The sequence below is a fragment of the Pseudomonas sp. G3-39 genome (assembly GCF_054790485.1).
The window spans coordinates 2,310,055-2,333,087 of the sequence record NZ_CP186497.1 but is presented as its reverse complement, the minus strand read 5'-3'; the positions used below and the strand labels follow the sequence as shown (position 1 = coordinate 2,333,087).

Here is a 23,033-nt window from a genome sequence, read left to right as displayed (position 1 = left end):
CAAAAAAATTCAATACAACAGAAATAATTCAGCGTTCCGCAGCTCATGGGAGGCGTGGTCATACTGAGGTGCCATATGACGGATTCATTAATTCGTCCCCTGGCACCTATTGCTATGGCACAACATTATCCAGCGCCTGAATCACCACCGTCCAGTACCCGGTTGACCATCAGTTCACTGGGCATGATCACCTGATACAGCATCAGCATGGCTCGGCGTTGTGAGTTGTCGACGGCGTCGCCGATGTCGCGGGCCATGTCGCTGGCGGCGGCTAATGATTCGCAGGCTTCGACGAGCAAGGTTTCTTCGTCCACGGTGGGGTCGATGAGGAAGATTCTGTTCGCCCTGCATGACGAGGTTGAAGGGATCGAGATCTTCAGGGCGCCGGGGTTGAGGTAGAAGTTGATGGCGCGGTCGGTTGCCGCTTTTATCTTCTGCGGGTCGAGGGCTGGGTCGTACGGGATCGAGGTGTCCGGGGGGTTGGGTGTGGCTTTGAACATGGATGTACTCCTATTGCAGTTATTCAGGAGCCATCACTCTCGCTACCAAACGAGGGGTGGTGGCCATACGCGGGTTGGTAGACCGGCTGCAATAGGAACCCGGCGCTCACGAGTGAGCCCCACGCATGACCACCATAAAAACGAGCCCCACAAAGGGACTGCAAAGGTGTTGCCATACAGCTATTACAGACGGGCTACCAAACCCGATCACTGATTTTTAGTGACAGGGAAACGATAAGCCCATCGCATAGCCGTGTAAGCCGGCGGATTCTGGCGTACGCGTAGGTAACGGCGCAAGGCGTTGTAGCCGGTATGGCGTAACGGTTCGTGTACTTTAAACGTGGTTGCGGGGTTATGTTTATGTGCGGCGTTTGCTCTGTTGTTTTGATTTTGTCTGGCAGGCCGCTTTCGCGAGCAAGCCCGCTCCCACAGTTGGAATGAGTGCATTCAGGTGGGAGGTTGGTCGGTTGGCAGGCCGCCATCGCTGGCAAGCCAGCTCCCACAATTTGACTGAGTGCATTCAGTTTGGGATTGGTTGGCTGGTGAGCCGCCTTCGCCAGCAGGCTGGCCCTTACAGTTGTATTGGGTGTATTCATTTGGGGATTGGTTGGCTGTAAGGGCGTCATTGCTGACAAGCCAGTTCCCACAGGTTCAGGCAGTGGGTGGGCGCAACACCAGCGCAAACAGTTCGCCATGCCCGGTCACATTGAGCTTGTGATAGAGATTGCGCCGATGCACCTTCACCGTCTCCGGCGAGATGCCCATCTGCTGGGCGATGGCCTTGCTGGAAAAGCCCTGCAGAATCAGCCGCGCGGTGTCGACTTCGCGGGTGGTCAGGCGCGCATCGAAGCGATCGAGCAGCGTTGCCAAATCCCCCGCCACCGGCTCGGTGCCGGTCCCTTGTGGCGGCAACAGCTGCACGTGTCGGCGCATCGCCGCCAACACCCAGTCGCGCACACACAGCAGACGGCCCTGCTCGGCCAGGTCGAAAGCCGTCGAGCGCCCCAGTGACAGGCCAAGCACGCCGCCCTCGATGTTGATCATGAACTGCAACTCGTCCTCACCGACCACCGAGCGAAAGTAGCTCTGGTAATACTCGCTGTGCAGAAACTGGTCCGGCGCCACCGAAGCCAGGCTGTGCAGGCCGTCGGCGATGCCGGTCGAGGCGGTTTGGTAGAACGGATCGAGCAGGTACATGCCAGCGGTGTAGCTGGCCAGTTCTTCCTGCTCGTCGGCGCGGCCCTTGCTGTCGAAGTCGATCAGCAATTGCGGTGCCTGCCCCGCTTTCATCAGTGCCACCAGCGCGTTGTCCAGCGGCACCAGCAGGCGCAGCGTGTCGACCAGCGCGCGCCAGAAAGCGTCCTGGCCGACGGCGGCAAACACCCGCGCCAGACTTTGATGCACCGGCAACTCCTGCAACAACGCGTCCACGCTCTACCCCTTTTGAGTAACCCATGATGGGAATGGGTCAGGCGTGCCCGCCCCGATAGGCTGAGCACTCCTGTCAATCACCGGCCTGCCGCAGGCCAGGAGTGCCGCATCATGCGTTGTCGTCGTGGCTATATCAACCGGGGCATCAACCTTGGCCTGCTCGCCTGTTTTGGCGTCGCATCCGTCGCCAGTGCCGCCGACGCACCGAGCGTGCACGTCTACAACTGGTACGACTACATCGGCCCCACGACCCTGGCTGACTTCAAGCGCGACAGCGGCATTCAGCCGGTTTACGACACCTTCGACAGCGCCGAAGTGCTCGAAGGCAAACTGCTGACCAGCCGCAGCGGTTACGACGTGGTGGTGGCGAGCAACTTCAGCCTGCCGACGCTGATCAAGGCCGGCGCCCTCGCCCAGCTGCCTCGCGATCAACTGCCGGGCTGGAACAATCTGGACAGCGATCTGCTGAGCAAACTGGCCAACAACGATCCCGGCAATCAATACGCCGTGCCTTATCTGTGGGGCACCAACGGCATCGGCTACAACGTCGACAAAGTGCGCGCCGCGCTCGGCGACAACGCGCCGCTGGATTCGTGGGATCTGGTGTTCAAGGAAGAGAACCTCGCCAAGCTCGGCCAGTGCGGGGTGGCGATGCTCGACTCGCCGTCGGAGATGCTCCCGGTGGCCCTGCACTACCTGGGATTGCCGCCCAACAGCACCAACCCCGAGGACTATCAGAAAGCCGAAGCGCTGCTGCTCAAATTGCGCCCGCACATCGCGTACTTCAACTCGTCGAAATTCATCAGTGACCTGTCCAACGGCAACATTTGTGTGGCGGTGGGCTGGTCCGGGGCGATGCTCGAAGCCAAGACCAACGCCGAGCAGGCGCACAACGGCGTGAAGATCGCCTACAGCCTGCCCAAGGAAGGCGCGCCGGTGTGGTTCGACACGCTGGTGCTGCTCAAGGACGCGCCGAACCGCGCTCAGGGTCTGGCGTTCATCGACTACCTGCTGCGCCCGGAAGTGATAGCGCCGGTCAGTGATCACCTGTCGTACCCCAACGGCAACCGCGCCGCGACGCCACTGGTGGCTGCGGCCACGCGGGATAACCCGGCGGTGTATCCGTCGGCCGCGGCGATGGCCACCTTGTACACCCTGGAACCGCTGCCCAAAGCCACCGAACGCGTGCGCACGCGGGTGTGGAGCAAGGTCAAGAACGGCCAGTAACCCCAACACATTTCCCTGTGGGAGCGAGCTTGCTCGCGAATGCGTCGGGTCAGTCAACATCTCCTTTGAATGACACACCGCCTTCGCGGGCAAGCCGCGCTCCCACAGGGTTTCGTGTTCAGCCCCGCTCATTCATTTCTGCCTTTTTAAAGAGAGACATCCCATGAAACCTCGTGCCCGTGACCTCAACATCCGCATCGGCCAGTTGCAACCCGGCCCGCTCAACGCCATCACCGACGTCCCCGGCGTGCGCGTCGGCCACAGTAACGTGCGTGGCCGCAGCGACAGCGGACGTGACATCTGCACCGGCGTCACAGTGATCGAACCGCGCCGCGGCTCGACCAACCAGCAACCGTGTTTCGCCGGGGTGCATGTGCTCAATGGCAATGGCGATGCCACCGGCCTTGAGTGGATTCGCGAGGCCGGGCTGCTGACCAGTCCCATCGCCTTCACCAACACCCACAGCCTCGGCGTCGTGCGCGATGCGTTGATTGCGCTGGATCGCCAACAGCAACCGGACGACGGGCGCCTCTACTGGAACATGCCGGTGGTGCTGGAAACCTTCGATGGCTTGCTCAACGACATCAATGGTTTTCACGTCAAACCCGAGCATGTCGCCGAGGCACTGAATTCTGCGCATGACGGTGCCGTTGAAGAAGGCGCCGTCGGCGGCGGCAGCGGCATGATCTGCCATGAATTCAAGGGCGGCATCGGCAGCGCGTCACGCCGTTTGAGCAGCGCTCAGGGCGGCTGGACGGTGGGCGCGATCGTCCAGGCCAACCACGGCATTCGCAGCGAGTTGCGGGTCGACGGTTATCCGGTGGGTCGCTACATGGAGCAGGTGGATTCGCCGTTCCTGCGGGCTTCGCTGCCGCATCCTGGCATGGGTTCGATCGTGGTCTGCCTGGCCACCGACGCACCGCTGCTGCCGCATCAATGCACGCGTCTCGCGCAACGCGCCAGCCTCGGTCTGGCGCGCAGCGGCGGCGGTAACGAAGACCACAGCGGCGACATTTTCATTGCCTTTGCCACCGGCAACGAGCAGGTGCCATCCGCCGCTTACGAGGGTAAAGGCGCGCCAACCTGCGACGGTTTGCGCATGGTCAACAATGACCACATCAGCGAGCTGTTCCTGGCCGCCACCGAAGCAGTCGAAGAAGCGATCATCAACGCCCTGCTCGCCAGCGAGAGCACCGCGGGCAACGGGCATGCGGTGCAAGGGCTGGATTCAGAAACGCTGCTCGCCGCCCTCGCTAAGGCTGGCTGGCCCGGCGCCCGCTGACCTGTAGGAGCTGCGGCACGCTGCGATCTTTTGATCTTGCTTTAAAAAAATCAAAAGATCGCAGCCTTCGGCAGCTCCTGCAGGAGGTGCGACTCAGGTGAACATCTGGGCGCCGAGGTGCCGTGCCGTCTGCAGATGCTCCTGCGGATCACGCACCTCCGATTCCACCATCAGCGTCGAGCTGACCACCGTCGCCCCGCTGTAATCGAAAATCCCGTGTTCGATCTGCGCCTTCATCGCCGGGCCATAACCGTGACGTTCGTAGGCGCGTTCATCGGCCCCCGCAAGCCCGACCAGATGCACGCGCAGGCGCTGCAGCTTCTTCACATGCTTGAGGTCGCCAGCGAAATCAAACGCCCAGCCATTGCTGAACACCCGATCAATCCAACCCTTGAGCAACGCCGGCATCGACCACCAGTACACCGGGAATACCAGCACCAGAGCGTCGGCCCGATCAATCCGTGCCTGTTCCGCCAATACGTCGGCTGGCGGCCGCGCCTCACGGTGATGCACGGCGAAATCCGCTGCGCTGAACACCGGCTGAAATCCCTCGGCGTAAAGATCGGCGATTTCCCGGGTATTGGCGGGGTTGGCGCGGGTCAAGCCCTCGGCAATCTGCGTTGCCACGCTGTGGGTCAGCGAACGCGGTTCGTGATGCGCCACAACAATCAATGCGTGCATGGTCATTCTCCTGTAAGTTTGCGCTGACCAAGGGCTATGTACTCTTGGTAAGTTACGAACAGTAAGTTACGTTTGGTATATAACCGATGTCAACCACAGAAATGACCGAAGCCGATTCCCCTGCCCAACCGCGACGTCGCTTGTCGCGCGAAGATCGCAACCGCCAGTTGCTCGACGTCGCCTGGCAGATCATTCGGGCCGAGGGCACCGATGCCCTGACCCTGGGTTATCTGGCGGACAAGGCCGGGGTGACCAAACCGGTGGTCTACGACCACTTCACCACGCGCTCGGGCTTGCTCGCGGCGCTGTATCGCGACTTCGATACTCGCCAGACTGCGGTGATGGATGCAGCGATCGACCAGTGCCCGCCAACGCTGATCGACACCGCGACGGTGATCGCCACGGCGTACGTCGATTGCGTGTTATTGCAGGGCAATGAGATTCCGGGGGTGATTGCCGCGCTGGGCAGCACGCCGGAGCTGGAAAAGATCAAGCGCGACTACGAGGCAATCTTCCTCGAAAAGTGCCGCAGTGTGCTGCAACCGCTGGCTGCTGGCGGGGAAATCACCCAGGCCGGTTTGCGCGCGATGCTCGGTGCCGCCGAGGCGTTGTCGAATGCTGCCGCCAGTGCTGAAATCAGTGCCGGGCAAGCGAAGGACGAGTTGTTCGCGACCATCATCGCGATGGTGGAACGGGCCGCCGCCCGTGCGACTAGCGGTACTTGAGTCGGCCCCCGCGCGTTCCCATGATGAAGGTACGCAGGCGCTTCACTCCTGAGCGACTGCGTAGGGAACGGGTGTTCTGAACCCCAAATCAAGCCTGTTCCCTGTTTCATGCGCAGCTTGAGCCTCATGGGCTCTACTTCTCCCCATCAAAGAGCCTTGAGGCTCTTTTTTTGTCCGTTTTTTGCGCCGGACTCAGGACTCAGTGCAGCGTCAGGCGCTGACGGACAAATTCTTCGACGTGACGGGTAGTTTGATCCAGATGCCGGTCGCGCTGTTTTTCGGCATCGAGCATCGCGCGCTTGCCGTTTTTCTGCAGCAGGTAGGTGTGGATCTGCTGCACTTCCAGCGAGCGATAGATCGGTGTGGTGTCGATGAAACCGCGCAGGCCATTGCTGCGGTAATGCCGGGTGCTCATCAACACGTGGGTTTCGCGCGCGCCGATCACCTCGAAACCCAGCGCCTCGAAGTACGGCACCTTGCCGACGCTGCAGGTCAGTTCGGCATGCGGATAACGGCTGACCATCTCGCCGATCATCGCCCGCGCCACGCCCTGGCGCCGATAGCCTTCGCGCACGGCCATGTAGGCGACGCTGCACGCTTCCCAATCGCCTTGCACTGGCAGGTACAAGAGGAAACCTATGACCCGCTCCGGGTCGTCCTCAGCCGTCGCCACCAGCAATTCCACCTCAGTGCCCTTCTCGCCATTCAGCGCCTCCAGATACAGATGCACCTCATAGCCGACCGCGTACTGATAGACGTTGTACAGCAGATTGCTCGGGCCAAGACCGACCGCGCTGATGTCGGTCAGGTAATCGACCACCAGTTGCAGAATCTGGCTGTTGACGCTTTCGGGGCATGGGGATTTGTAGTGGGTGATGCGTGGCATGACAACTGAACTCCGGCGGAAAACCGCGACATCATACCGTGTCCCGACGCCTGCCACCGTCGCAGGAAATACCGAAGCAAGCTGACGGTTGACCTGAAGAAAATTTCATCTGCCAAGGCTCGGATCTTTCGCCGATTTAGCGTCCAATTCTTCAGCTGCGTTCACTTTTTTAACGCAGGCCTTGAGGAGTTCACATGAGCGTTTTGCGTTCACTGTTCAAATGGCGGCAAGCCTTGTTGCTGGTGCCGCTGACCCTGGCAGCGCTGGCCAGCACCCCGGTGTTTGCACAACCCCCGGTTTACATTCAGCAGGCACCGCCGCCGATGCGCATGGAAGTGATGCCCGGCCCGCGCCCCGGTTATGTCTGGGATCAGGGCCATTGGCGCTGGGAAGGACGCGGCTACGTGTGGATGCCCGGTCATTGGCAACCGGTGAGGTACGGCGCGCACTGGCGACCAGGCCACTGGCAGGCGCGCGGTCCTAACTGGTACTGGGTCGAAGGCCACTGGGCCCGTTGAAACCGCCTCGCCTGCAAACTTCATCTACCGGGAAGACCACCATGTCGCGAAACCTGAAAACCCTGCTCGCCGCCTCACTGGTCGCGATCACCCTGTCGGGCTGCATTGTCGAACCGGTACGGCCGCATCGGCCACCGCCGCCGGTGGAAGTCGTGCCGGTCATGCCAGCGCCCGGTTATCACTGGGTCGCCGGTCACTATCGTTGGGATGGACTTGAATGGCGCTGGGCACCGGGACACTGGCGCGCCTATTGACCTGAGCGGCTGGCGTCACTGCTGTGGCGCCACCACCTTGAACTTGATCGCGATGTCGTTGGACACCACAGTGTCCGCCCACTCCCCCGCCCCGAGTCCGAACTGGTCACGCTTGAGCACCAGTTCACCGTCGAAAATGCCGATCGAACTGTCCGGTTTCAGCTCGACCGGCACCTGCACCTCGCGGGTGATGCCCTTGAGGGTGAGCTGACCGGCGATCAAATAATGATTGCCCGTGACCCGGGTAAAACGGCTGGACTCGAACACCGCCACGGGAAAGCGCTGCGTATCGAACCACGCCGGTTTCACCAGTTCGGTGTTGGCGTCGGTGCTGCCGGCGTCGATGCTGTTGAGGTCGATGTGCAATGTGGTGTGGGCGTCGGCGAGGTTGTCGCTGTCGAACTGCAATGTCGCGTCGAACTTGCCGAAGGTGCCGTACATCTGCGAGCCCATCTGGCTGTAGGTGAAACTGATCTGGCTGGCGGTGGTGTTGACGCGGTTGTATTCAGCGGCCTGCGCCGCGCTCGTGACGCACAGGCAGGCAAACAGGGCCACAGCGGTGAATCGAGCACGCATGGGATTCTCCGGACAGGGCAAACCTTCGAGGCCTCGACTGACTTAAGCAAACAACCGGCGAATGCGCCATGTCATTTGTCTGCCGATGTGGCTCGGGCTCAGACCAGCCGCTCGATCTTCTGATGCTGCCAGATCAGTTTGTAATACAGCGTCTGCAACACCAGCATGCCCAGATACGCCACCGGGAACGCCATCCAAACGCCCTGCAAACCGTACTGACCGTCCAGCCAGTAAGCTGCCGGCAACTGCACGCCGACCACGCAGACAATCGCAATAATCACCGGCACCAGCACCGTTCCGCTGGCGCGCATGATGCCGCCGATGATCGCCTGGAAGCCGAACACCAACAGGCTCCACAGCATGATGTGCAGCAAGTGCTCAGCCATCGCCCGGGTCGAATCTTCGGTCAGGAACAATCCCAGCAACCAGTGCGACAACAGGTAACCGAGCACGATCAAACCGCCGGTCAGGCACACGTTGATCAACAGCCCGGTGCGCAGGATCGCTGCCAGGCGCTGCAGTTGCCCGGCACCAATGGCCTGGGCGCCAAGGATCGAGGCGGTGATGGCAATCGACAGCGCCGGAAACTGTACGTAGTTGACGATCTGCGTCACCGCGCCATAGGCCGCTGTCGCCTGCGAGCCGTGCTGGTTGACCAGCGCCAGAATCACCAGCTCCGACAGCGACAACACGATCATCTGCACCCCGGTCGGCAGGCCGATGCGCAGCACCTTGCCGAGAATCGCCGCGTCCAGGCGCAGTGCCGCGAAGAACTCGCGGTCCGGCGCCAGCGGATGGTCCTTGCGAATCAGCCGCCACGCCAGCCACGTCATGGCCGACAGGTTACCGGCCAGTCCGGCGAAGGCGGCACTCTGAATGCCCAACTGTGGCAGACCGAACCAGCCGCGAATCAACGCCGGGGTCAGCGCCAGCCCGACCGAGGTCGACACGATCAGCGCCAACAATGGCGACACGGTGTCGCTGACTCCGCGCAGCAATTGCGTGAACAGCACAAACACCAGCATCGACGGCAGAATCCACATCATCACATGCGCATACGCCACTGCGTCGTCCAGTACATCCGCCGGCGTCCCCAGCCCCTGCAAGGCCTGCCGCGCAAACACGCTGCCGAGTACCGCCGCCAGCAAACCGATCAACACCCCCAGCAACAGCGTTGCCCCGGCGATCGCCTTGACCATGTGTGCCTCGCGCGCGCCCCACGCCTGGCCAATCAACACCCCGGCGCCCGCGCCCAGGCCGATCACCAGCGCGATAAAGAAAAAGATCACCGGAAACATCCCCGACACCGCCGCCAGCGCTTGCGTACCGAGCATCTGCCCAATGTAAATGCTGTTGACCGTGCCCGACATCGATTGCAGGAAGTTGGACAACACCATCGGCGCAAGGAACAGCAGGTAGGTTTGCCAGAGCGGTTTGATGGTGCTGGGGGTTTGCATTGAGGATCGTTCTCGGGGTGGGAGATGCGAGGGATATTACGCTAGATGGGCGGGATAAAGTCGGTCGACATCGCCGCTGCTCAAGGCTTAAATGTCGGCACTATTTTTTGTGGAACGCGCCTGCCCATGACTCCGTTGCGAAATGCTCTGACCTGTTCCCTGCTGGTTCTGTTCAGCCACGCTGCCGGCGCCGCCGAGCCCCCGGTTTCCTCCGAATCGTTGCGTCCGTTGCTGACAACCTTGAACGAACGCCTGAACATCGGCGACCTCGTCGCCCTGACCAAATGGGACAGTGGCAAGCCGATTCAGGACAGCCCGCGCGAAGCCCAGGTCATCGCCAATGCCCGCACCCTGGCGACCGAACACCAGCTCGACCCCGAAGAAGTCGCCCAGTTGATCGCTGCACAAATGGAGGCGAACAAACTGGTGCAGTACGGATTGCTCGCGCAATGGCAGGCGGCTGGTGCGGCGCCGGACACGCCGCGACCGGATCTGGCCGGGCAGATTCGTCCGCGTCTGGACGAGCTGCAAACCCGCCTGCTGCGCCAGTACGCCGACTTCGCGCCGCATCGCCGCGACCCGGATTGCCCGGTCTGGCTGGCCAAGGCCCGGCAGGGTCTGACCCACGATGCGCTGCATGATCTGGCCCTGATCCGCGCCACCGGAGAGCTGTGCATTCGGCCGCCGAAGCTTTAAATCAGGGGTTCTGGCACACATCGCTGGCGTCGATAGTCACCATCACGTCAATGAAGTTCTCATAAAAAATCCGCGGCGTAACATCAGCTCCATACCAACCCAATACACCCCGGAGCACACGATCATGAAACGCCAAACCATCCTCGGCATCGCTTTCTCGGTTCTTGCAGTCAACGCTTTTGCAGCAACACCCGTTCACACCCTGGTCGCTGAAGGCGGCTCGGACAAGTTGATTGAAAGCCGTCTGGCTGAAGGTGGTTCTGATCGTTTGCTGGAGCGCCGTGTTGCCGAAGGTGGCTCGGATCGTCTGCTGGAGCGCCGCGTCGCTGAAGGTGGTTCGGATCGTCTGCTGGAGCGCCGCGTCGCTGAAGGTGGTTCGGATCGTCTGCAAGAACGCCGCGTCGCTGAAGGTGGCTCGGATCGTCTGCAAGAACGCCGTGTCGCTGAAGGTGGTTCGGATCGTCTGCAGGAACGCCGTGTCGCTGAAGGTGGCTCGGATCGTCTGCAGGAACGCCGCGTCGCTGAAGGTGGTTCGGATCGTCTGATCGAAAGCCGCAATGCATAAAACAACGGCTCTAAAGCAGTCAAAGAAGCCCGGCCTGATCAGCCGGGCTTTTGCATTTCGTCGTTTGCCGGAGTGGTTCTTTTCAACAACCCGCGTCAGAAAGGATCTTGCCTTGTAGGGCATTGGCGAAACTTCCGACGGTGCTTATCCGAAGCGACCGACTGGCAGCCCGACGCTTAATGCGCATACCATGCGGCCACAACGTCCAAACAGAATTTGCCTGCCCATGCTCAAAGCCAGTCTGCGAAGTCACCTGACCCTCTGGTTCGCCGGTTTGTCCCTGCTGACCCTGGCAAGCGTCGGCTTCTATGTCGGGCATATCGCCACCGAACAGATGAAACAGGTCAGCGGCAATTCACTGCTCAATACCGCGCGTTCTGCGGCAACGTTGCTCGGTGACCAATTACGCGAGCGCCAGCTGGAGGTCTACCTGCTCAGCCGTGCGCCGCATCTGGAACGCGGCGACCTCGACAACCCGGCGATTCTCAAATCGATGCAACTGCGCACCCAGGCCCGGGCCGAGTATGCGTGGATGGGCGTGACCGATGCCGAGGGCCATGTGCATCAAGCGGTGAATAATTTGCTGGTCGGGCAATCGGTACAGCAGCGGCCATGGTTCCAGGCAGGCCTGCGCGGTGAGTACACCGGTGATCCGCACGAAGCGGTGTTGCTGGCCAAACTGCTACCGGGAACGCCCAACGGCGAACCGCTGCGTTTCATCGACTTCGCCGCCCCGATCCGCAACGCCGACGGCCAGGTGATTGGCGTGCTGGGCGCGCACGCGCACTGGAGCTGGGTGACGCGTATCGTCGAATCGGCAGCGTTCTCGCATAAAAATGCGTCGCCGGATATCGAAGCGCTGATCATCGATCACGACGGCAAGGTGCTGTACCCGGAAGCCCTGATGGGCCAGCAACTGGCGGTGAATGATTCGAAGTCGCCGGGCTGGTCGGTCGGCAACGGTTACCTGACCAGCATGGTCACCGTACCGACGCCTTCGAGTACGGCGTTGTCCTGGTCGATTGCCGTGCGCCAGCCACTGGACACCGCTCTGGAGCCGGCGCGCCTGCTGCTCTATAAATTGTTGCTGCTGGGTGTGGCCGCCGCCGTGGCATTCGGGCTGGTGGCGTACTATCTGGCGCAGTATCTGAGCCGGCCGATCGAGCAACTCGCGCACTCGGCCAAACAGGTGCAGAACCAGCAGCCCGGCGCACACTTCCCGCTGCAGCACCCGGTGCGGGAAATCGCCCAGCTTGGGCAGTCGATCGACGCCATGACCCGGTCGCTGCTGGCCAAGGAGCGCGAACTGCAGGAAGCCAACGCCTCGCTGGAAGCCACCGTCGCCCAGCGCACCGCGGCACTGATGCAGGCCAATGCCGAGCTGTTGAACCTGGCGACCCACGACGCCCTGACCGGCGTCTACAACCGTCGCCGCTTCGATGAAAAACTCAGCGAATACAGTCTGCTGTTCCGCCGCACCGGGCGACCGTTTGCCCTGCTGCTGATCGACGCCGATCACTTCAAGCGCATCAACGACACCTACGGCCACGCGATTGGCGACGACGTGTTGCAGCAATTGGCGCAACTCATTCAGGTCAGCGTGCGTGCCACCGATTTCGTCGCCCGTTACGGCGGCGAGGAGTTCGCCGTACTGCTGCCGGAAGTCGCCCAGCCTGATACTCCAGAGGTGGTCGCCGAAAAGATCCGTGTCGCCGTGGCCCAGGCGCACTTTCCCGAGATCGGACAGGTCACGGTGAGCATTGGCGTCGCGCTGGCCGACCCGTCGGACAACAGCCACCCGATGCTGATCAAACGTGCCGACCAGCAGCTGTATCTGGCGAAAGCGGCGGGCCGTAATCAGGTGGCTTGATCAGCCCTCTTTGACTTCGCAAATGCCGTTGGCCTGGTTTGCCGGGCCGGCCGAGCAAAATCTTTAATTGGAGAACTGCTGCAGATACGCCAGCAAATTATCGATCTTCTCCTCGTCACTCAGCCCCCAGAAAATCATTCGTGTGCCCGGCACCACGCCCTTTGGATCTTTCAGATACGCGGTCAGCGTTTCGCGGTCCCAGGTCTTGCCCGAGTTTTTCATCGCCTCGGAATACACGTAATTGGCCGAGGTTCCGGCCGCTCGACCGATGATGCCGTTGAGTTGCGGGCCGAACCCCGGGCGCGCATCCGGGCCAACCTGGTGGCAGCCGCCGCACAGGCGCGGGAAGATCTTTTCGCCGGCCTGCGGATCGCCTGCGGCGCGGGTGGTCGAGCTGAACAGTACGGCGGTGGCGGTCAAGGCAAGCAAGAGTGCAACGGTGTTTTTCATCTAAGGTTCCGGAACGGCTTGAATCTGGCTGCGCAAGGGTAACATCTGTCCCCCAGGCCTTGTTTTACAGGTAAGCGGCAATGACCTTCCTGACGGTGGTCAAGGCCTGCCGCAACACATCCATTTCCACCGAACCCAGGGCCAGTCGAATCGCATGCGGCACATGCGCCGATACGGCGAACGGCTCGGCCGTGGTGACCGAAATCTGCTTCTGCATCAGCTCCACCACAATCTGATCGGCACGCACGTCTTCCGGCAAGGGCAGCCACAGGAAATACGAGTTCGGATGGGCGACGCATGGCAACCCTTTGAGCAACTCGGCAGCCAGTGCCTGGCGCGCCTGAGCATCGTGGCGTTTTTGCGCTTCCAGTTCGATCACGGTGCCGTCGTCGAGCCAGCCGCAGACGATCGCGGTCATCAGTCCCGGGGTGTTCCAGGTGGTTGCGCGAATCACCCGCTCCAGTGCCGGAACGTGGGCCGCAGGCGCAGCAATGAAACCGACGCGCAGGCCGGTGGCGATGTTCTTCGAAAGGCCCGAGACGTACACCGTGCGCTCAGGCGCCAGGTCGATCAGAGGACGCGGCGGGTCTTCCACCAGAAAAGCGTAGGCCGCGTCTTCGATAAGGGTCAGATCATGCCGCCGCGCGATGGCAGCCAATTCTTCGCGCTGCTCGATTGGCATCACCCAACCAAGCGGGTTATGCAGGGTCGGCATGCTGTACACCGCACGCACCGAGCGACTGCGGCAGAGCTTTTCCAGCGCGGCCAGATCCGGCCCCTGCTCGTTGACCGGGATCGCCACCACTTCCAGATGCAACGCCTCGGCCAGCACTTTGAACCCGGAATAGGTCAGCGCATCGGCGGCGATCACATCGCCGGGCTTGAGCAACGCCATCAGCGTCACCGCCAGCCCCTGCTGGGCGCCGTTGACCAGCAGCACTTGTTCGGCTTCGACGCTGACACCGCGACTGAGCAAATGGCGCGCGACCGAAGCCCGTTCGTGGGCCCGGCCGGCATGGGGCTGATAGCGCAATAACGCTTCCAGATCTCCCGACAACGCTAACTGGCGCAGTGCGGTGCGCAACAATTGCGTCTGACCGGGCAAGGACGGGTAGTTGAAATTCAGGTCGATCATGCCGACGGCCACGTCTTTCTGGTCGATGCCCTGCCCCGGCGACAACGAGGTTTCGCGCACGAAGGTGCCGCGCCCGGTTTCGCCGCTGACCAGCCCCATGGCTTCGAGTTCGGCGTACACCCGCGAGGCCGTGACCAGCGCCAGGCCTTCCTGCGTGGCCAGTTGCCGGTGCGTCGGCAGACGGGTGCCGGGCGCCAGACGTCCGGTGCGAATGTCGGCGGCGTAAGTGTCGACGAGGGTCTTGTAGCGAGAGCGGGACATGTCGGGATGTATCCATGACAATTTTTTGATTGTCCTGATTCTCAATCATAGGATTCTCTCAAAGCAACCCACAATGAGTGTGAATCGTATGGAACGGACTTCAAACGTGAGCAACCCGGCACTGGAAAAAACCAGCGGCTGGATCAACGGCTTTATTGGCGTGGTGTGCTTCAGCGGCTCGCTGCCGGCGACGCGCCTGGCCGTGCTGGAGTTTGACCCGGTGTTTCTCACCGTCGCGCGCGCCGCCATTGCCGGCGTCCTGGCCGTTGCCCTGTTGTGGTTGTTCCGTGAGCGGCGACCGTCCAGAGATCAGTGGTTTTCGTTGTTGATCGTGGCATTAGGCGTCGTGCTCGGTTTCCCGCTGCTGACGGCGTTGGCATTGCAGCACGTGACATCGGCGCATTCGATCGTCTTTGTCGGCTTGCTGCCATTGGCCACTGCGCTGTTTGGCGTCTTGCGCGGTGGCGAGCGTCCGCGCCCGGTATTCTGGTTCTTCTCGATCCTCGGCAGTGCTCTGGTGGTGGGGTTCGCCTTGTCACAGGGATTGTCCGCCTCGCCCACCGGTGACCTGCTGATGCTCGCCTCGATTCTGGTCTGTGGTCTGGGTTATGCCGAAGGCGCAAAACTGTCGCGCACCCTGGGTGGCTGGCAGGTGATCTGTTGGGCGCTGGTCTTGTCGCTGCCCCCGATGGCAATTGCGAGCCTGTGGCTGGCCCCGCCGTCGTTCAGCGGCATCAGCGTGTCGGCATGGGTCTGTCTGGGCTACGTTTCGCTGTTCAGCATGCTGATCGCGTTCGTGTTCTGGTATCGCGGCCTGGCCCAGGGCGGGATTGCCGCGGTTGGTCAACTGCAGTTGCTGCAACCGTTTTTCGGCCTGGCGCTAGCAGCGACGCTGCTGCATGAGCAAGTCAGCATCGGCATGCTGGTGGTGACGGTGGGCGTGATTCTTTGTGTGGCCGGGGCGAAGAAATTTTCCCGATAGTGATCTTTGGCATCGCCGCTGTGGGAGCGGGCTTGCTCGCGAAGGCGTAATGGCAGTCGATACCGTTTCATCGACATACCGCCTTCGCGAGCAAGCCGCGCCCACAACTGCACTCAGTGGTGTTCGACGCCGGCGCGCTTCAACAGCTTCTTGCAGCGCTCGGACAGATGAAACACCTGCAGCTCCTTGCCCGCCTTTTCGTAACGCTCGCGCAGGGTCTTCAACGCGGCAATCGCCGAGTAATCGACGAAGCTCAAATGCCGACAATCAAGAGTCACTCGGGCCGGGTCATTGGCCGGGTTGAACTGGTTGAGGAACGGCGTGGTCGAGGCGAAAAACAGCGTGCCGTGCAGGCGGTAGAGTTTGCTGCCGTCGGCTTCCAGATGCTCATCGGCGTACAACTCGCGGGCCTGCTGCCAGGCGAAATTCAGCGCGGCGATGATGATCCCGCAGAGTACGGCAGTGGCCAGATCGGTGAACACGGTGATAGTGGTCACGGCGATGATCACCAGTACATCGTTGAGCGGCACTTTGTTCAACACCCGCAACGAAGCCCAGGCGAAGGTCTGCTGCGAGACCACGAACATCACCCCTACCAGTGCCGCCAGCGGAATACGCTCGATCAGCGGCGACAGAAACAGGATGAACAGCAGAATCAGCACCCCCGCCACCACCCCGGACAAACGCCCGCGGCCGCCGGAGCTGAGGTTGATCACGGTCTGGCCGATCATCGCGCAACCGCCCATGCCACCGAATGCGCCGGAGACCACGTTCGCCGCGCCCAGCGCCACGCACTCGCGATCCGGGTAGCCGCGGGTTTCGGTGATTTCGTCGGTGAGGTTCAGGGTCAGCAGGGTTTCCAGCAGACCGACCAGCGCCATCAGAATCGCGTACGGGGCGATGATGCGCAGGGTTTCTAGCGTCCACGGGATGTCAGGCAGCGCGAAAGTCGGCAGACCGCCGGCGATGTGCGCCATGTCGCCAAGGGTGCGCGTCGGCAGACCGAACAGGTAGACCAGCAGGCCCACGCCGAGGATCGCCACCAATGCCGGCGGCACCGCGCGGGTCAGGCGCGGCAGGATGTAGACGATGGCCATGGTCAGCAGCACCAGCCCGGTCATCAGGTACAGCGGCGTGCCGCTGAGCCAGTGTTCACCGCTCTTGAAATGCTCCAGTTGCGCCAGTGCAATGATGATCGCCAGGCCGTTGACGAAACCGAGCATCACCGGATGCGGCACCATGCGCACCAGTTTGCCCAGGCGCAACAAGCCGAACGCCATCATGATCAAACCGCCGAGCAACACCGTCGCCAGCAAGTACTGCACGCCGTGCTGCACCACCAGCGCGACGATCACCACCGCCATCGAACCCGCCGCCCCGGAGACCATTCCCGGCCGGCCACCGAACAACGCGGTCAGCGTACAAATGATGAAGGCGCCGTACAGGCCCATCAGCGGATTGAGATGCGCCACCAGCGCGAACGCAATGCATTCGGGCAACAGGGCAAATGAGGTGGTGAGTCCGGCCAGGACATCGGCGCGCAGACGTTTCGGTTTCATGGCTTACCTGACTGACGGCCGACGAGTACGGCCGCTGATGTTCGTAAAAAAGCGGGGAGCGGATGTTACGGAATAGTTCGGAATCGGGCCAGTGATCGCTGACACCCGTCGACGCGCGATTTATCCTGACGCGCTTATGCCTCCACCGGGTAAGACCATGACTGAATTGCTGACCGCCCGCGACGTTTGCCAGCGCTTGCGCGAGGCTGCGCTGGGCGTGCTGATGTTCAACAGATCCAAGACACCCAGTGATGCCGGACTGATCGCGGTCGATATCGAGGGCTGGCGCCTGTTGCTTGATTTTGAGGGTGGGCACTTGCATCACTGTGAACAGTGCCGCTGCCCGGATGGCCGCGAATGGCAATTCAACAGCCGTTACGGCACCGACCCGGTGAATCTGCTCAGTACCTGGGAACTGGCGCAGATCGAGAATCTGTTGAAGCTCTGAGCGCTTCCCGGTGAAGTCGGTTGCTCAATGATGGCACTCTGCCCATAATTCGCCCCCCCTTATTCCTCACGCAAGGAAACGCCGTGAAAAAGTCTCTGTTGTTGATCCCGATGCTGGCAGTGCTGCTGCAAGGTTGTGGCATGACCATGACCCGCTATGAGCCGAGCTTCGAAAACGTTCAGAAGCTCAAGCAGACCCCGCCCCTGCAAGCGATCAGCAATCCTCAGGTAACTGCCGAGTCTGGCGAAGGTTCGCTGACAGTTCGAGCCAACCCGGTGCGCTCGCCATCCGGCAGCATCCCGGCGCATATCCAGGACGCGATCACCGAAGAACTGCGCAAGGCCGGTCTGCTTGATCCGCAGGCTCAGCGTCAGTTGAAAGTGCTGGTGGTGAAGAACAACCTGTCGGCCGGCATGGGTACGGGCGATGGCGAACTCGCGGCACGCTTCACCCTGCTTAATGGGCAGAACGTGGTTTACGACGCGACCAAGCATGTCAGCAGCCAGTGGAGCAGCAGCTTCTTTGGTTTCATCGCGATTCCGAATGCGGTCAACGCCTATAACCCGATGCTGCGTGATCTGTTGAAGGAACTGTACAGCGATCCGCAGTTCATCCAGGCCCTGAAGTAAGGGCGAAAAAAAGAGCCGCGATTGCGGCTCTCTTTTTTTGGCATCAGGCCCGCGGAGTGCGGGTCTCGAGCGCCGAGTATTTCAGGTTGTTGTTGTCGATCATCTGCTTGAGCAGCGCGTTGACCTGACGGGCGAATGTGTCGTTGACCGCCGCCTTCGGAGTGTTGCCCATCAGCGGAATGAACCAGATGCCGATCCAGGTACCGACCGCATCATGGTTGCTCGCGGTGGTCAGGGCCTGGCCTGTGCCGTCCACGGCTTCGAGACTCATGGTGTACTGATCGGTGCCGTATGCCGGGATCACCCCCAGGCTGAAACCACTGATGAAGCCCAGCACCATCGAACCGGCATTCGGCGGATGGTTGTACATTTTCAGACGCAGGCTGTAGTCGCCCGGTTGCTTCTGGAACTCGTCCAGGGTGACACGGCCGAAAAGGCCTGAATCGCTCAGAATCTTTTGCAGCTCAGGCTTGAGCTGGTCACGCGCCTGCGGCACTTCTACGGCCGAAGCGCTTTTCGGCTCGCCCTGATAGAAGTCGAAATCCACATACACATTGGGTTTGTTGGCGTAGCTGGCCATCGATGGCAGCTTGACCGGCGCGACTTCGTCTTTGGTGAAACTGGCACAGCCACCGAGCGCAAGCACTAGGCCCAGCGCCAGGATTTTCCCGAATTGCATGTTGTCTTCCCTATGTGAACCGAGCCAAATGATAGCAATGAGCCTCCATTGCGGAGGCGGGGCGGATTCTAGAGAGAGCGGTCGCGTGAGGAAAGACTGAATCAGAAAATTTACACAAAAATATCCGCTCAGCTTTGCCGCAAATCGAGCAGTTTGCTGGTCTCATCGCTATATAGTTTTGTATATTGCGAAACCGAATTTGCCCGAATCTGCCCATGCCTTCTATTCACACCGTGTTCCCATGAGCGCCATCCGCGTACGCAACGAGCAACTGATCCTCGCCGCCGCCAGCGAAGAGTTCGCCGCCAACGGCTTCGACGCGACCCAGACCCGCGACATCGCCGCCCGTGCCGGCGTGCCCAAGGCCAACCTGTATTACTACTTCCAGACCAAGGAAAACCTGTACTCGAAAGTCCTCCTGGGGTTTGTCGAACCGCTGCTGGAAGCCTCGGCAGCGTTGCGCGAAAGCGACGATCCCATGATCGGCCTGCGCGCCTACATCGCCGCGCGCATCCGCATCGCCCGTGAACACCCGGCGATTGCCAAGGTATTCAGCGGCGAGCTGCTGCTCGGCGGGCGCCAGTTGCCAGACGAATGCCGCGACGTGCTGCACGCCGAAGCCCGACGCAACGTCGAGTGCCTGCGCAGCTGGATCGAGCGCGGCCTGCTGGCCCCGGTGGACCCGGAACACCTGATGCTGTTCATCTGGTCGGCAACCCGCACCTACACCAATATTGGCTGGCAAATGGGCTGCATCACCGGGCGCGCAGTGCCGCAGGATGAGGATTACGCGACGGCAGCCGAGACCATTACGCGCTTGGTGCTGGAGGGCGTCGTGGCCCCGCGGGTTGGGGAGATTCGTGGGGTTTTGTTTGCGACTTGAGGAATGAGGGCCGCTACGCAGCCCAGCGCGAGCAAGCTCGCTCCCACAGGGGATTTGTGCTGGACATGGGAATCTGTGAACACCATCAATCATTGTGGGAGCGGGCTTGCTCGCGAAGGCGTCGGGTCAGCCAACGCATGCGTCACAGGCACACCGCTTTCGCGAGCAAGCCCGCTCCCACAGGGGATTTGTGCCGGACGTGGGAATTGGTGAACACCATCAAGCAATGTGGAAGCGGGCTTGCTCGCGAAGGCGTCGGGTCAGCCAACACATGCGTCACAGACCTACCGCTTTCGCGAGCAAGCCCGCTCCCACAGGGGGTTTGTGCTGGACGTGGGAATTGGTGAACACCATCAAGCAATGTGGAAGCGGGCTTGCTCGCGAAGGCGTCGGGTCAGCCAACGCATGCTTCACAGACCTACCGCTTTCGCGAGCAAGCCCGCTCCCACAGGGGGTTTGTGCTGGACGTGGGAATTGGTGAACACCATCAAGCAATGTGGAAGCGGGCTTGCTCGCGAAGGCGTCGGGTCAGCCAACGCATGCTTCACAGGCCCACCGCTTTCGCGAGCAAGCCCGCTCCCACAGGGGGTTGTGCTGGGCAAGGGAATCTGTGAACACCACCAATCATTGTGGGAGCGGGCTTGCTCGCGAAGGCGTCGGGTCAGCCAACACATGCGTCACAGACCCACCGTTTTCGCGAGCAAGCCCGCTCCCACAGGGGGTTTGTGCTGGACGTGGGAATCTGTAAACACCCTCAATCATTGTGGGAGCGGGCTTGCTCGCGAAGGCGTCGGGTCAGCCAACGCATGCGTCACAGGCCCACCGCTTTCGCGAGCAAGCCCGCTCCCACAGGGGGGTTGTGCTGGGCGTGGGAATTGGTGAACACCTTCAATCATTGTGGGAGCGGGCTTGCTCGCGAAGGCGTCGGGTCAGCCAACACATGCGTCACAGGCCCACCGCTTTCGCGAGCAAGCTCGCTCCCACAGGGGTATGCGCTGGTTTTAGAAAGTGATCTCGGCTGCGGGTTTGACGTCGACCCGGGCCGTCGCGCCGGTCAGGTGCGCCAGGTCCTTGTTGTGTTCGGCGATGATGTCTTCGGCGCTCATGGTGCCGTTGTCGACGGTGGAGTGAGCGTCCGCGACGAGCACCACGTCGTAGCCCAGTTCGTGCGCCCTGCGCACGGTGGCGTTGGCGCAGTAGTCGGTCTGCAGGCCGCAAATGATCAGGCGTTCGAAGTCTTCGCTGGGCAGCAGTTTGCCCAGCTCGGTCTGGTAGAACGAATCCGGGGTGGTTTTACCTACGCGCAGGTCTTCGGCGGTCGTCAGCAATCCGGCGGCGAGTTGCCAGCCTTCGGCCCCATGGGCCAGCGGGCTGTCCTTTTCCTCATGCTGGATCAGCACCACCGGCACACCCGCCTTGCGCGCGCGGGTGCTGAGCTGGTTGATGGTGTCGATCACACGGTGGATGTCGAAGCACTGATACTCGCCTGAGCAGAGAGCCTGTTGGACGTCGATGATCAGCAATGCGCTAGACATGATGGGCCTTCCTTGATCGATCCTTGAGACAGGGGGCGGAGCCAAGCCCCGCCGCCCTTTTTTACGCCGCTCAATAACCCAATGACAACCCGGTATTACGCCGTGGATCGTTGGCCCCGTAGAAACGGTTTTTGCCCACCGGTTTACCGCCCAGTGACGGTGCGCCGACCAGGATCGCGGCGATGTGGTTGGCATCCTGCGGCCCGGCGAACTTGTGGCCCCAGCTCTCGAGGATCTTCTTCGTATCCGGGCTGGCGGCGAAATCTTCGAGGTTGGTTTCTTCCGGCATCCATTGCTGGTGGAAGCGTGGCGCGTCGACCGCTTCCTGCAGGCCCATGCCGTAGTCGATGACGTTGAGCATGGTCAGCAAGGTCGCGGTGATGATGCGGCTGCCACCCGGCGTACCAACCACCATCACCACTTTGCCGTCCTTGGTGACGATGGTCGGGCTCATCGACGACAGCGGGGTTTTGCCCGGGGCGATGGCGTTGGCCTCGCCCTGCACCAGACCGTACATGTTCGGCACGCCGACCTTGGAGGTGAAGTCGTCCATCTCGTCGTTGAGGATCACCCCGCTCTTGCTCGCCATCACCCCGGCGCCGAACCAGTCGTTGAGGGTGTAAGTCACCGACACTGCGTTGCCCCACTTGTCGACGATCGAATAGTGCGTGGTGTTGTTGCCTTCATGCGGGGCGACGCCGGGTTTCAGCTCGGCGGAGATCCCGGCCTTCTGCGGCTGGATCGCGTTGCGCAGCGTGGTGGCGTAGTTCTTGTCCAGCAGGTGCTCGATCGGATTCTTCACGAAATCCGGGTCGCCCAGATAGCTGTTGCGATCCACATAGGCGTGGCGCATCGCTTCGATCTGATAGTGCATGCCCTGGGCCGAATGGAAGCCCAGATCCTTCATCGGATAGCCTTCGAGGATGTTCATGATCTCGCAGATCACCACCCCGCCGGAGCTTGGCGGTGGTGCCGAGACCACATGGTAGCCACGGTAATCGCACTCCACCGGGGCCAGTTCGCGGGTCTTGTATTTGTCGAGGTCGGCCTGGGTGATGATGCCCTTGTTGGCCTGACTGGACGTGACGATTGCGTCGGCCACCCAGCCTTTATAGAAACCGTCAGCGCCTTTTTCGGAAATGGTGCGCAGGGTTTTCGCCAGATCCTTTTGCACCAGTTTCTGCCCGACCTGCATCGGTTCGCCGTTGTGCAGGAAGATCGAGCCGGAATCACGCATGTCCTTCTTGAACACATCGGTGGCGTAGTCCAACAGATCGACGTCGCCCTGCTCCAGCTCGAAGCCGTCTTCCGCCAGTTTGATCGCCGGAGCGATCATGTCCTTGCGCGGTTTGGTGCCGTACTTGCTCAGCGCCAGCTCCATGCCCGACACGGTGCCCGGCACCGCCACGGCGAGGTGACCACGGGTGCTCAGATCCGGGACGACGTTGCCGTCCTTGTCCAGGTACATGTTGGCGGTCGCCGCCAGCGGGGCTTTTTCACGGAAGTCGAGGAAGGTCTTGCGCCCGTCCGCCAGTTGAATGGTCATGAAACCGCCACCGCCGAGGTTGCCTGCGGCGGGATACACCACCGCCAGCGCATAGCCCACAGCGACCGCCGCATCCACCGCGTTACCGCCGTTTTTCAACACATCGACACCGACATGCGAGGCCAGGTGTTGAGCGGTGACCACCATGCCGTTTTCGGCGGCGACCGGGGCCACGGAAGCGGCGTGGGCCATGAGGCAGCTCAGTGCCAGTGACGTCGCAATCAGCGTTTTGGCCAAAGGTTCGTACTTCATGAGTCG

At 61.5% G+C, this 23,033-nt stretch carries 24 protein-coding genes; 12 read left to right on the top strand and 12 right to left on the bottom strand.

Translation table 11 applies throughout. The features are described from left to right. Positions 1 to 125: 125 nt before the first annotated feature. A complete protein-coding gene (locus tag ACOYXG_RS10390) occupies positions 126 to 500 on the bottom strand; it encodes a DUF6124 family protein (RefSeq protein WP_027614721.1) in 375 nt (124 codons plus the stop codon). A gap of 651 nt (positions 501 to 1,151) precedes the next feature. After that, positions 1,152 to 1,931, bottom strand: coding sequence for a helix-turn-helix transcriptional regulator (locus ACOYXG_RS10385; protein ID WP_097088050.1), 780 nt, complete (start codon positions 1,929 to 1,931; stop codon positions 1,152 to 1,154). A gap of 111 nt (positions 1,932 to 2,042) precedes the next feature. Here ACOYXG_RS10385 and ACOYXG_RS10380 point away from each other — a divergent pair, with 111 nt between their 5' ends. Both ACOYXG_RS10380 and ACOYXG_RS10375 read left to right on the top strand, forming a co-directional pair. After that, entirely contained in the window at positions 2,043 to 3,158 is a 1,116-nt protein-coding gene (locus ACOYXG_RS10380; protein ID WP_247268641.1) for a polyamine ABC transporter substrate-binding protein, read from the top strand. Between the two features lie 163 nt (positions 3,159 to 3,321). After that, positions 3,322 to 4,440 carry a DmpA family aminopeptidase gene (locus ACOYXG_RS10375; RefSeq protein ID WP_027614718.1) on the top strand — a complete coding sequence of 373 codons (1,119 nt, stop codon included), beginning with the start codon at positions 3,322 to 3,324 and terminating at the stop codon, positions 4,438 to 4,440. Between the two features lie 93 nt (positions 4,441 to 4,533). On the opposite strand, the gene ACOYXG_RS10370 is transcribed toward ACOYXG_RS10375, so the two are convergent. Then, positions 4,534 to 5,121 carry an NAD(P)H-dependent oxidoreductase gene (locus ACOYXG_RS10370; protein ID WP_097088055.1) on the bottom strand — a complete coding sequence of 196 codons (588 nt, stop codon included), beginning with the start codon at positions 5,119 to 5,121 and terminating at the stop codon, positions 4,534 to 4,536. A gap of 86 nt (positions 5,122 to 5,207) precedes the next feature. On the opposite strand from ACOYXG_RS10370, the gene ACOYXG_RS10365 reads away from it, so the two are divergent. Further along, on the top strand, positions 5,208 to 5,846 hold the full coding sequence (locus ACOYXG_RS10365; protein ID WP_096795609.1) for a TetR/AcrR family transcriptional regulator: 639 nt from the start codon (positions 5,208 to 5,210) through the stop codon (positions 5,844 to 5,846). Positions 5,847 to 6,045: 199 nt separating this feature from the next. On the opposite strand, the gene ACOYXG_RS10360 is transcribed toward ACOYXG_RS10365, so the two are convergent. Further along, complete coding sequence (locus tag ACOYXG_RS10360) at positions 6,046 to 6,732, bottom strand: GNAT family N-acetyltransferase (protein ID WP_460357488.1); 687 nt, start codon at positions 6,730 to 6,732, stop codon at positions 6,046 to 6,048. 194 nt (positions 6,733 to 6,926) lie between these two features. On the opposite strand from ACOYXG_RS10360, the gene ACOYXG_RS10355 reads away from it, so the two are divergent. Further along, positions 6,927 to 7,250, top strand: a complete 324-nt coding sequence (locus ACOYXG_RS10355; RefSeq protein ID WP_223008049.1) for a YXWGXW repeat-containing protein — start codon at positions 6,927 to 6,929, stop codon at positions 7,248 to 7,250. 41 nt (positions 7,251 to 7,291) lie between these two features. Continuing rightward, complete coding sequence (locus ACOYXG_RS10350) at positions 7,292 to 7,504, top strand: YXWGXW repeat-containing protein (protein ID WP_460357485.1); 213 nt, start codon at positions 7,292 to 7,294, stop codon at positions 7,502 to 7,504. Positions 7,505 to 7,519: 15 nt separating this feature from the next. Here the strand turns inward: ACOYXG_RS10350 and ACOYXG_RS10345 are convergent, their stop codons facing one another. After that, positions 7,520 to 8,080 carry a YceI family protein gene (locus ACOYXG_RS10345; RefSeq protein ID WP_333989086.1) on the bottom strand — a complete coding sequence of 187 codons (561 nt, stop codon included), beginning with the start codon at positions 8,078 to 8,080 and terminating at the stop codon, positions 7,520 to 7,522. A gap of 98 nt (positions 8,081 to 8,178) precedes the next feature. Further along, on the bottom strand, positions 8,179 to 9,537 hold the full coding sequence (locus ACOYXG_RS10340) for an MATE family efflux transporter (RefSeq protein WP_115990155.1): 1,359 nt from the start codon (positions 9,535 to 9,537) through the stop codon (positions 8,179 to 8,181). Between the two features lie 126 nt (positions 9,538 to 9,663). On the opposite strand from ACOYXG_RS10340, the gene ACOYXG_RS10335 reads away from it, so the two are divergent. From ACOYXG_RS10335 to ACOYXG_RS10325, 3 genes are all read left to right on the top strand, one after another. Beyond that, complete coding sequence (locus ACOYXG_RS10335; protein WP_460357481.1) at positions 9,664 to 10,233, top strand: chorismate mutase; 570 nt, start codon at positions 9,664 to 9,666, stop codon at positions 10,231 to 10,233. A gap of 124 nt (positions 10,234 to 10,357) precedes the next feature. Further along, positions 10,358 to 10,798 (top strand): phage infection protein, encoded by a 441-nt coding sequence (locus ACOYXG_RS10330; protein ID WP_097088061.1) that lies wholly within the window; start codon positions 10,358 to 10,360, stop codon positions 10,796 to 10,798. Positions 10,799 to 11,024: 226 nt separating this feature from the next. After that, complete coding sequence (locus ACOYXG_RS10325) at positions 11,025 to 12,668, top strand: sensor domain-containing diguanylate cyclase (RefSeq protein WP_460357478.1); 1,644 nt, start codon at positions 11,025 to 11,027, stop codon at positions 12,666 to 12,668. A gap of 63 nt (positions 12,669 to 12,731) precedes the next feature. On the opposite strand, the gene ACOYXG_RS10320 is transcribed toward ACOYXG_RS10325, so the two are convergent. Next, positions 12,732 to 13,118 carry a c-type cytochrome gene (locus ACOYXG_RS10320; RefSeq protein WP_027614707.1) on the bottom strand — a complete coding sequence of 129 codons (387 nt, stop codon included), beginning with the start codon at positions 13,116 to 13,118 and terminating at the stop codon, positions 12,732 to 12,734. Positions 13,119 to 13,182: 64 nt separating this feature from the next. Then, a complete protein-coding gene (locus ACOYXG_RS10315) occupies positions 13,183 to 14,514 on the bottom strand; it encodes an aminotransferase-like domain-containing protein (protein ID WP_460357475.1) in 1,332 nt (443 codons plus the stop codon). A gap of 88 nt (positions 14,515 to 14,602) precedes the next feature. Here ACOYXG_RS10315 and ACOYXG_RS10310 point away from each other — a divergent pair, with 88 nt between their 5' ends. Then, positions 14,603 to 15,496: a DMT family transporter gene (locus ACOYXG_RS10310; protein ID WP_096795618.1), complete on the top strand. Its 894-nt coding sequence runs from the start codon at positions 14,603 to 14,605 to the stop codon at positions 15,494 to 15,496. Positions 15,497 to 15,609: 113 nt separating this feature from the next. On the opposite strand, the gene ACOYXG_RS10305 is transcribed toward ACOYXG_RS10310, so the two are convergent. Next, complete coding sequence (locus ACOYXG_RS10305; RefSeq protein ID WP_460357473.1) at positions 15,610 to 17,055, bottom strand: SulP family inorganic anion transporter; 1,446 nt, start codon at positions 17,053 to 17,055, stop codon at positions 15,610 to 15,612. A 157-nt stretch (positions 17,056 to 17,212) separates the two neighbouring features. Between ACOYXG_RS10305 and ACOYXG_RS10300 the strand changes: the two genes are divergently transcribed. Both ACOYXG_RS10300 and ACOYXG_RS10295 read left to right on the top strand, forming a co-directional pair. After that, positions 17,213 to 17,503, top strand: a complete 291-nt coding sequence (locus ACOYXG_RS10300; protein WP_460357470.1) for a DUF7693 family protein — start codon at positions 17,213 to 17,215, stop codon at positions 17,501 to 17,503. A gap of 83 nt (positions 17,504 to 17,586) precedes the next feature. Continuing rightward, the gene (locus ACOYXG_RS10295) at positions 17,587 to 18,132 is read left to right on the top strand and encodes a hypothetical protein (RefSeq protein WP_047601640.1); all 546 of its coding nucleotides are present in this window, start codon (positions 17,587 to 17,589) and stop codon (positions 18,130 to 18,132) included. 43 nt (positions 18,133 to 18,175) lie between these two features. Here ACOYXG_RS10295 and ACOYXG_RS10290 read toward each other — a convergent pair whose 3' ends face one another. Continuing rightward, positions 18,176 to 18,811, bottom strand: a complete 636-nt coding sequence (locus tag ACOYXG_RS10290; protein WP_150369646.1) for a hypothetical protein — start codon at positions 18,809 to 18,811, stop codon at positions 18,176 to 18,178. A gap of 241 nt (positions 18,812 to 19,052) precedes the next feature. Here ACOYXG_RS10290 and ACOYXG_RS10285 point away from each other — a divergent pair, with 241 nt between their 5' ends. Beyond that, on the top strand, positions 19,053 to 19,694 hold the full coding sequence (locus tag ACOYXG_RS10285) for a TetR family transcriptional regulator C-terminal domain-containing protein (RefSeq protein ID WP_460357466.1): 642 nt from the start codon (positions 19,053 to 19,055) through the stop codon (positions 19,692 to 19,694). Positions 19,695 to 20,695: 1,001 nt separating this feature from the next. Here ACOYXG_RS10285 and ACOYXG_RS10280 read toward each other — a convergent pair. Both ACOYXG_RS10280 and ggt read right to left on the bottom strand, forming a co-directional pair. Beyond that, positions 20,696 to 21,229: a cysteine hydrolase family protein gene (locus tag ACOYXG_RS10280; RefSeq protein ID WP_460357463.1), complete on the bottom strand. Its 534-nt coding sequence runs from the start codon at positions 21,227 to 21,229 to the stop codon at positions 20,696 to 20,698. 70 nt (positions 21,230 to 21,299) lie between these two features. Next, positions 21,300 to 23,027, bottom strand: coding sequence for a gamma-glutamyltransferase (ggt, locus tag ACOYXG_RS10275; RefSeq protein WP_460357460.1), 1,728 nt, complete (start codon positions 23,025 to 23,027; stop codon positions 21,300 to 21,302). Between the last annotated feature and the right edge of the window lie 6 nt (positions 23,028 to 23,033).

Bases quoted from the DNA above. Each gene is read 5' to 3' on its own strand.
- ACOYXG_RS10390 (WP_027614721.1), bottom strand. From the start codon at position 500: ATGTTCAAAGCCACACCCAACCCCCCGGACACCTCGATCCCGTACGAC.
- ACOYXG_RS10380 (WP_247268641.1), top strand. From the start codon at position 2,043: ATGCGTTGTCGTCGTGGCTATATCAACCGGGGCATCAACCTTGGCCTG.
- ACOYXG_RS10375 (WP_027614718.1), top strand. From the start codon at position 3,322: ATGAAACCTCGTGCCCGTGACCTCAACATCCGCATCGGCCAGTTGCAA.
- ACOYXG_RS10370 (WP_097088055.1), bottom strand. From the start codon at position 5,121: ATGCACGCATTGATTGTTGTGGCGCATCACGAACCGCGTTCGCTGACC.
- ACOYXG_RS10365 (WP_096795609.1), top strand. From the start codon at position 5,208: ATGTCAACCACAGAAATGACCGAAGCCGATTCCCCTGCCCAACCGCGA.
- ACOYXG_RS10360 (WP_460357488.1), bottom strand. From the start codon at position 6,732: ATGCCACGCATCACCCACTACAAATCCCCATGCCCCGAAAGCGTCAAC.
- ACOYXG_RS10355 (WP_223008049.1), top strand. From the start codon at position 6,927: ATGAGCGTTTTGCGTTCACTGTTCAAATGGCGGCAAGCCTTGTTGCTG.
- ACOYXG_RS10350 (WP_460357485.1), top strand. From the start codon at position 7,292: ATGTCGCGAAACCTGAAAACCCTGCTCGCCGCCTCACTGGTCGCGATC.
- ACOYXG_RS10345 (WP_333989086.1), bottom strand. From the start codon at position 8,080: ATGCGTGCTCGATTCACCGCTGTGGCCCTGTTTGCCTGCCTGTGCGTC.
- ACOYXG_RS10340 (WP_115990155.1), bottom strand. From the start codon at position 9,537: ATGCAAACCCCCAGCACCATCAAACCGCTCTGGCAAACCTACCTGCTG.
- ACOYXG_RS10335 (WP_460357481.1), top strand. From the start codon at position 9,664: ATGACTCCGTTGCGAAATGCTCTGACCTGTTCCCTGCTGGTTCTGTTC.
- ACOYXG_RS10330 (WP_097088061.1), top strand. From the start codon at position 10,358: ATGAAACGCCAAACCATCCTCGGCATCGCTTTCTCGGTTCTTGCAGTC.
- ACOYXG_RS10325 (WP_460357478.1), top strand. From the start codon at position 11,025: ATGCTCAAAGCCAGTCTGCGAAGTCACCTGACCCTCTGGTTCGCCGGT.
- ACOYXG_RS10320 (WP_027614707.1), bottom strand. From the start codon at position 13,118: ATGAAAAACACCGTTGCACTCTTGCTTGCCTTGACCGCCACCGCCGTA.
- ACOYXG_RS10315 (WP_460357475.1), bottom strand. From the start codon at position 14,514: ATGTCCCGCTCTCGCTACAAGACCCTCGTCGACACTTACGCCGCCGAC.
- ACOYXG_RS10310 (WP_096795618.1), top strand. From the start codon at position 14,603: ATGGAACGGACTTCAAACGTGAGCAACCCGGCACTGGAAAAAACCAGC.
- ACOYXG_RS10305 (WP_460357473.1), bottom strand. From the start codon at position 17,055: ATGAAACCGAAACGTCTGCGCGCCGATGTCCTGGCCGGACTCACCACC.
- ACOYXG_RS10300 (WP_460357470.1), top strand. From the start codon at position 17,213: ATGACTGAATTGCTGACCGCCCGCGACGTTTGCCAGCGCTTGCGCGAG.
- ACOYXG_RS10290 (WP_150369646.1), bottom strand. From the start codon at position 18,811: ATGCAATTCGGGAAAATCCTGGCGCTGGGCCTAGTGCTTGCGCTCGGT.
- ACOYXG_RS10285 (WP_460357466.1), top strand. From the start codon at position 19,053: ATGAGCGCCATCCGCGTACGCAACGAGCAACTGATCCTCGCCGCCGCC.
- ACOYXG_RS10280 (WP_460357463.1), bottom strand. From the start codon at position 21,229: ATGTCTAGCGCATTGCTGATCATCGACGTCCAACAGGCTCTCTGCTCA.
- ggt (WP_460357460.1), bottom strand. From the start codon at position 23,027: ATGAAGTACGAACCTTTGGCCAAAACGCTGATTGCGACGTCACTGGCA.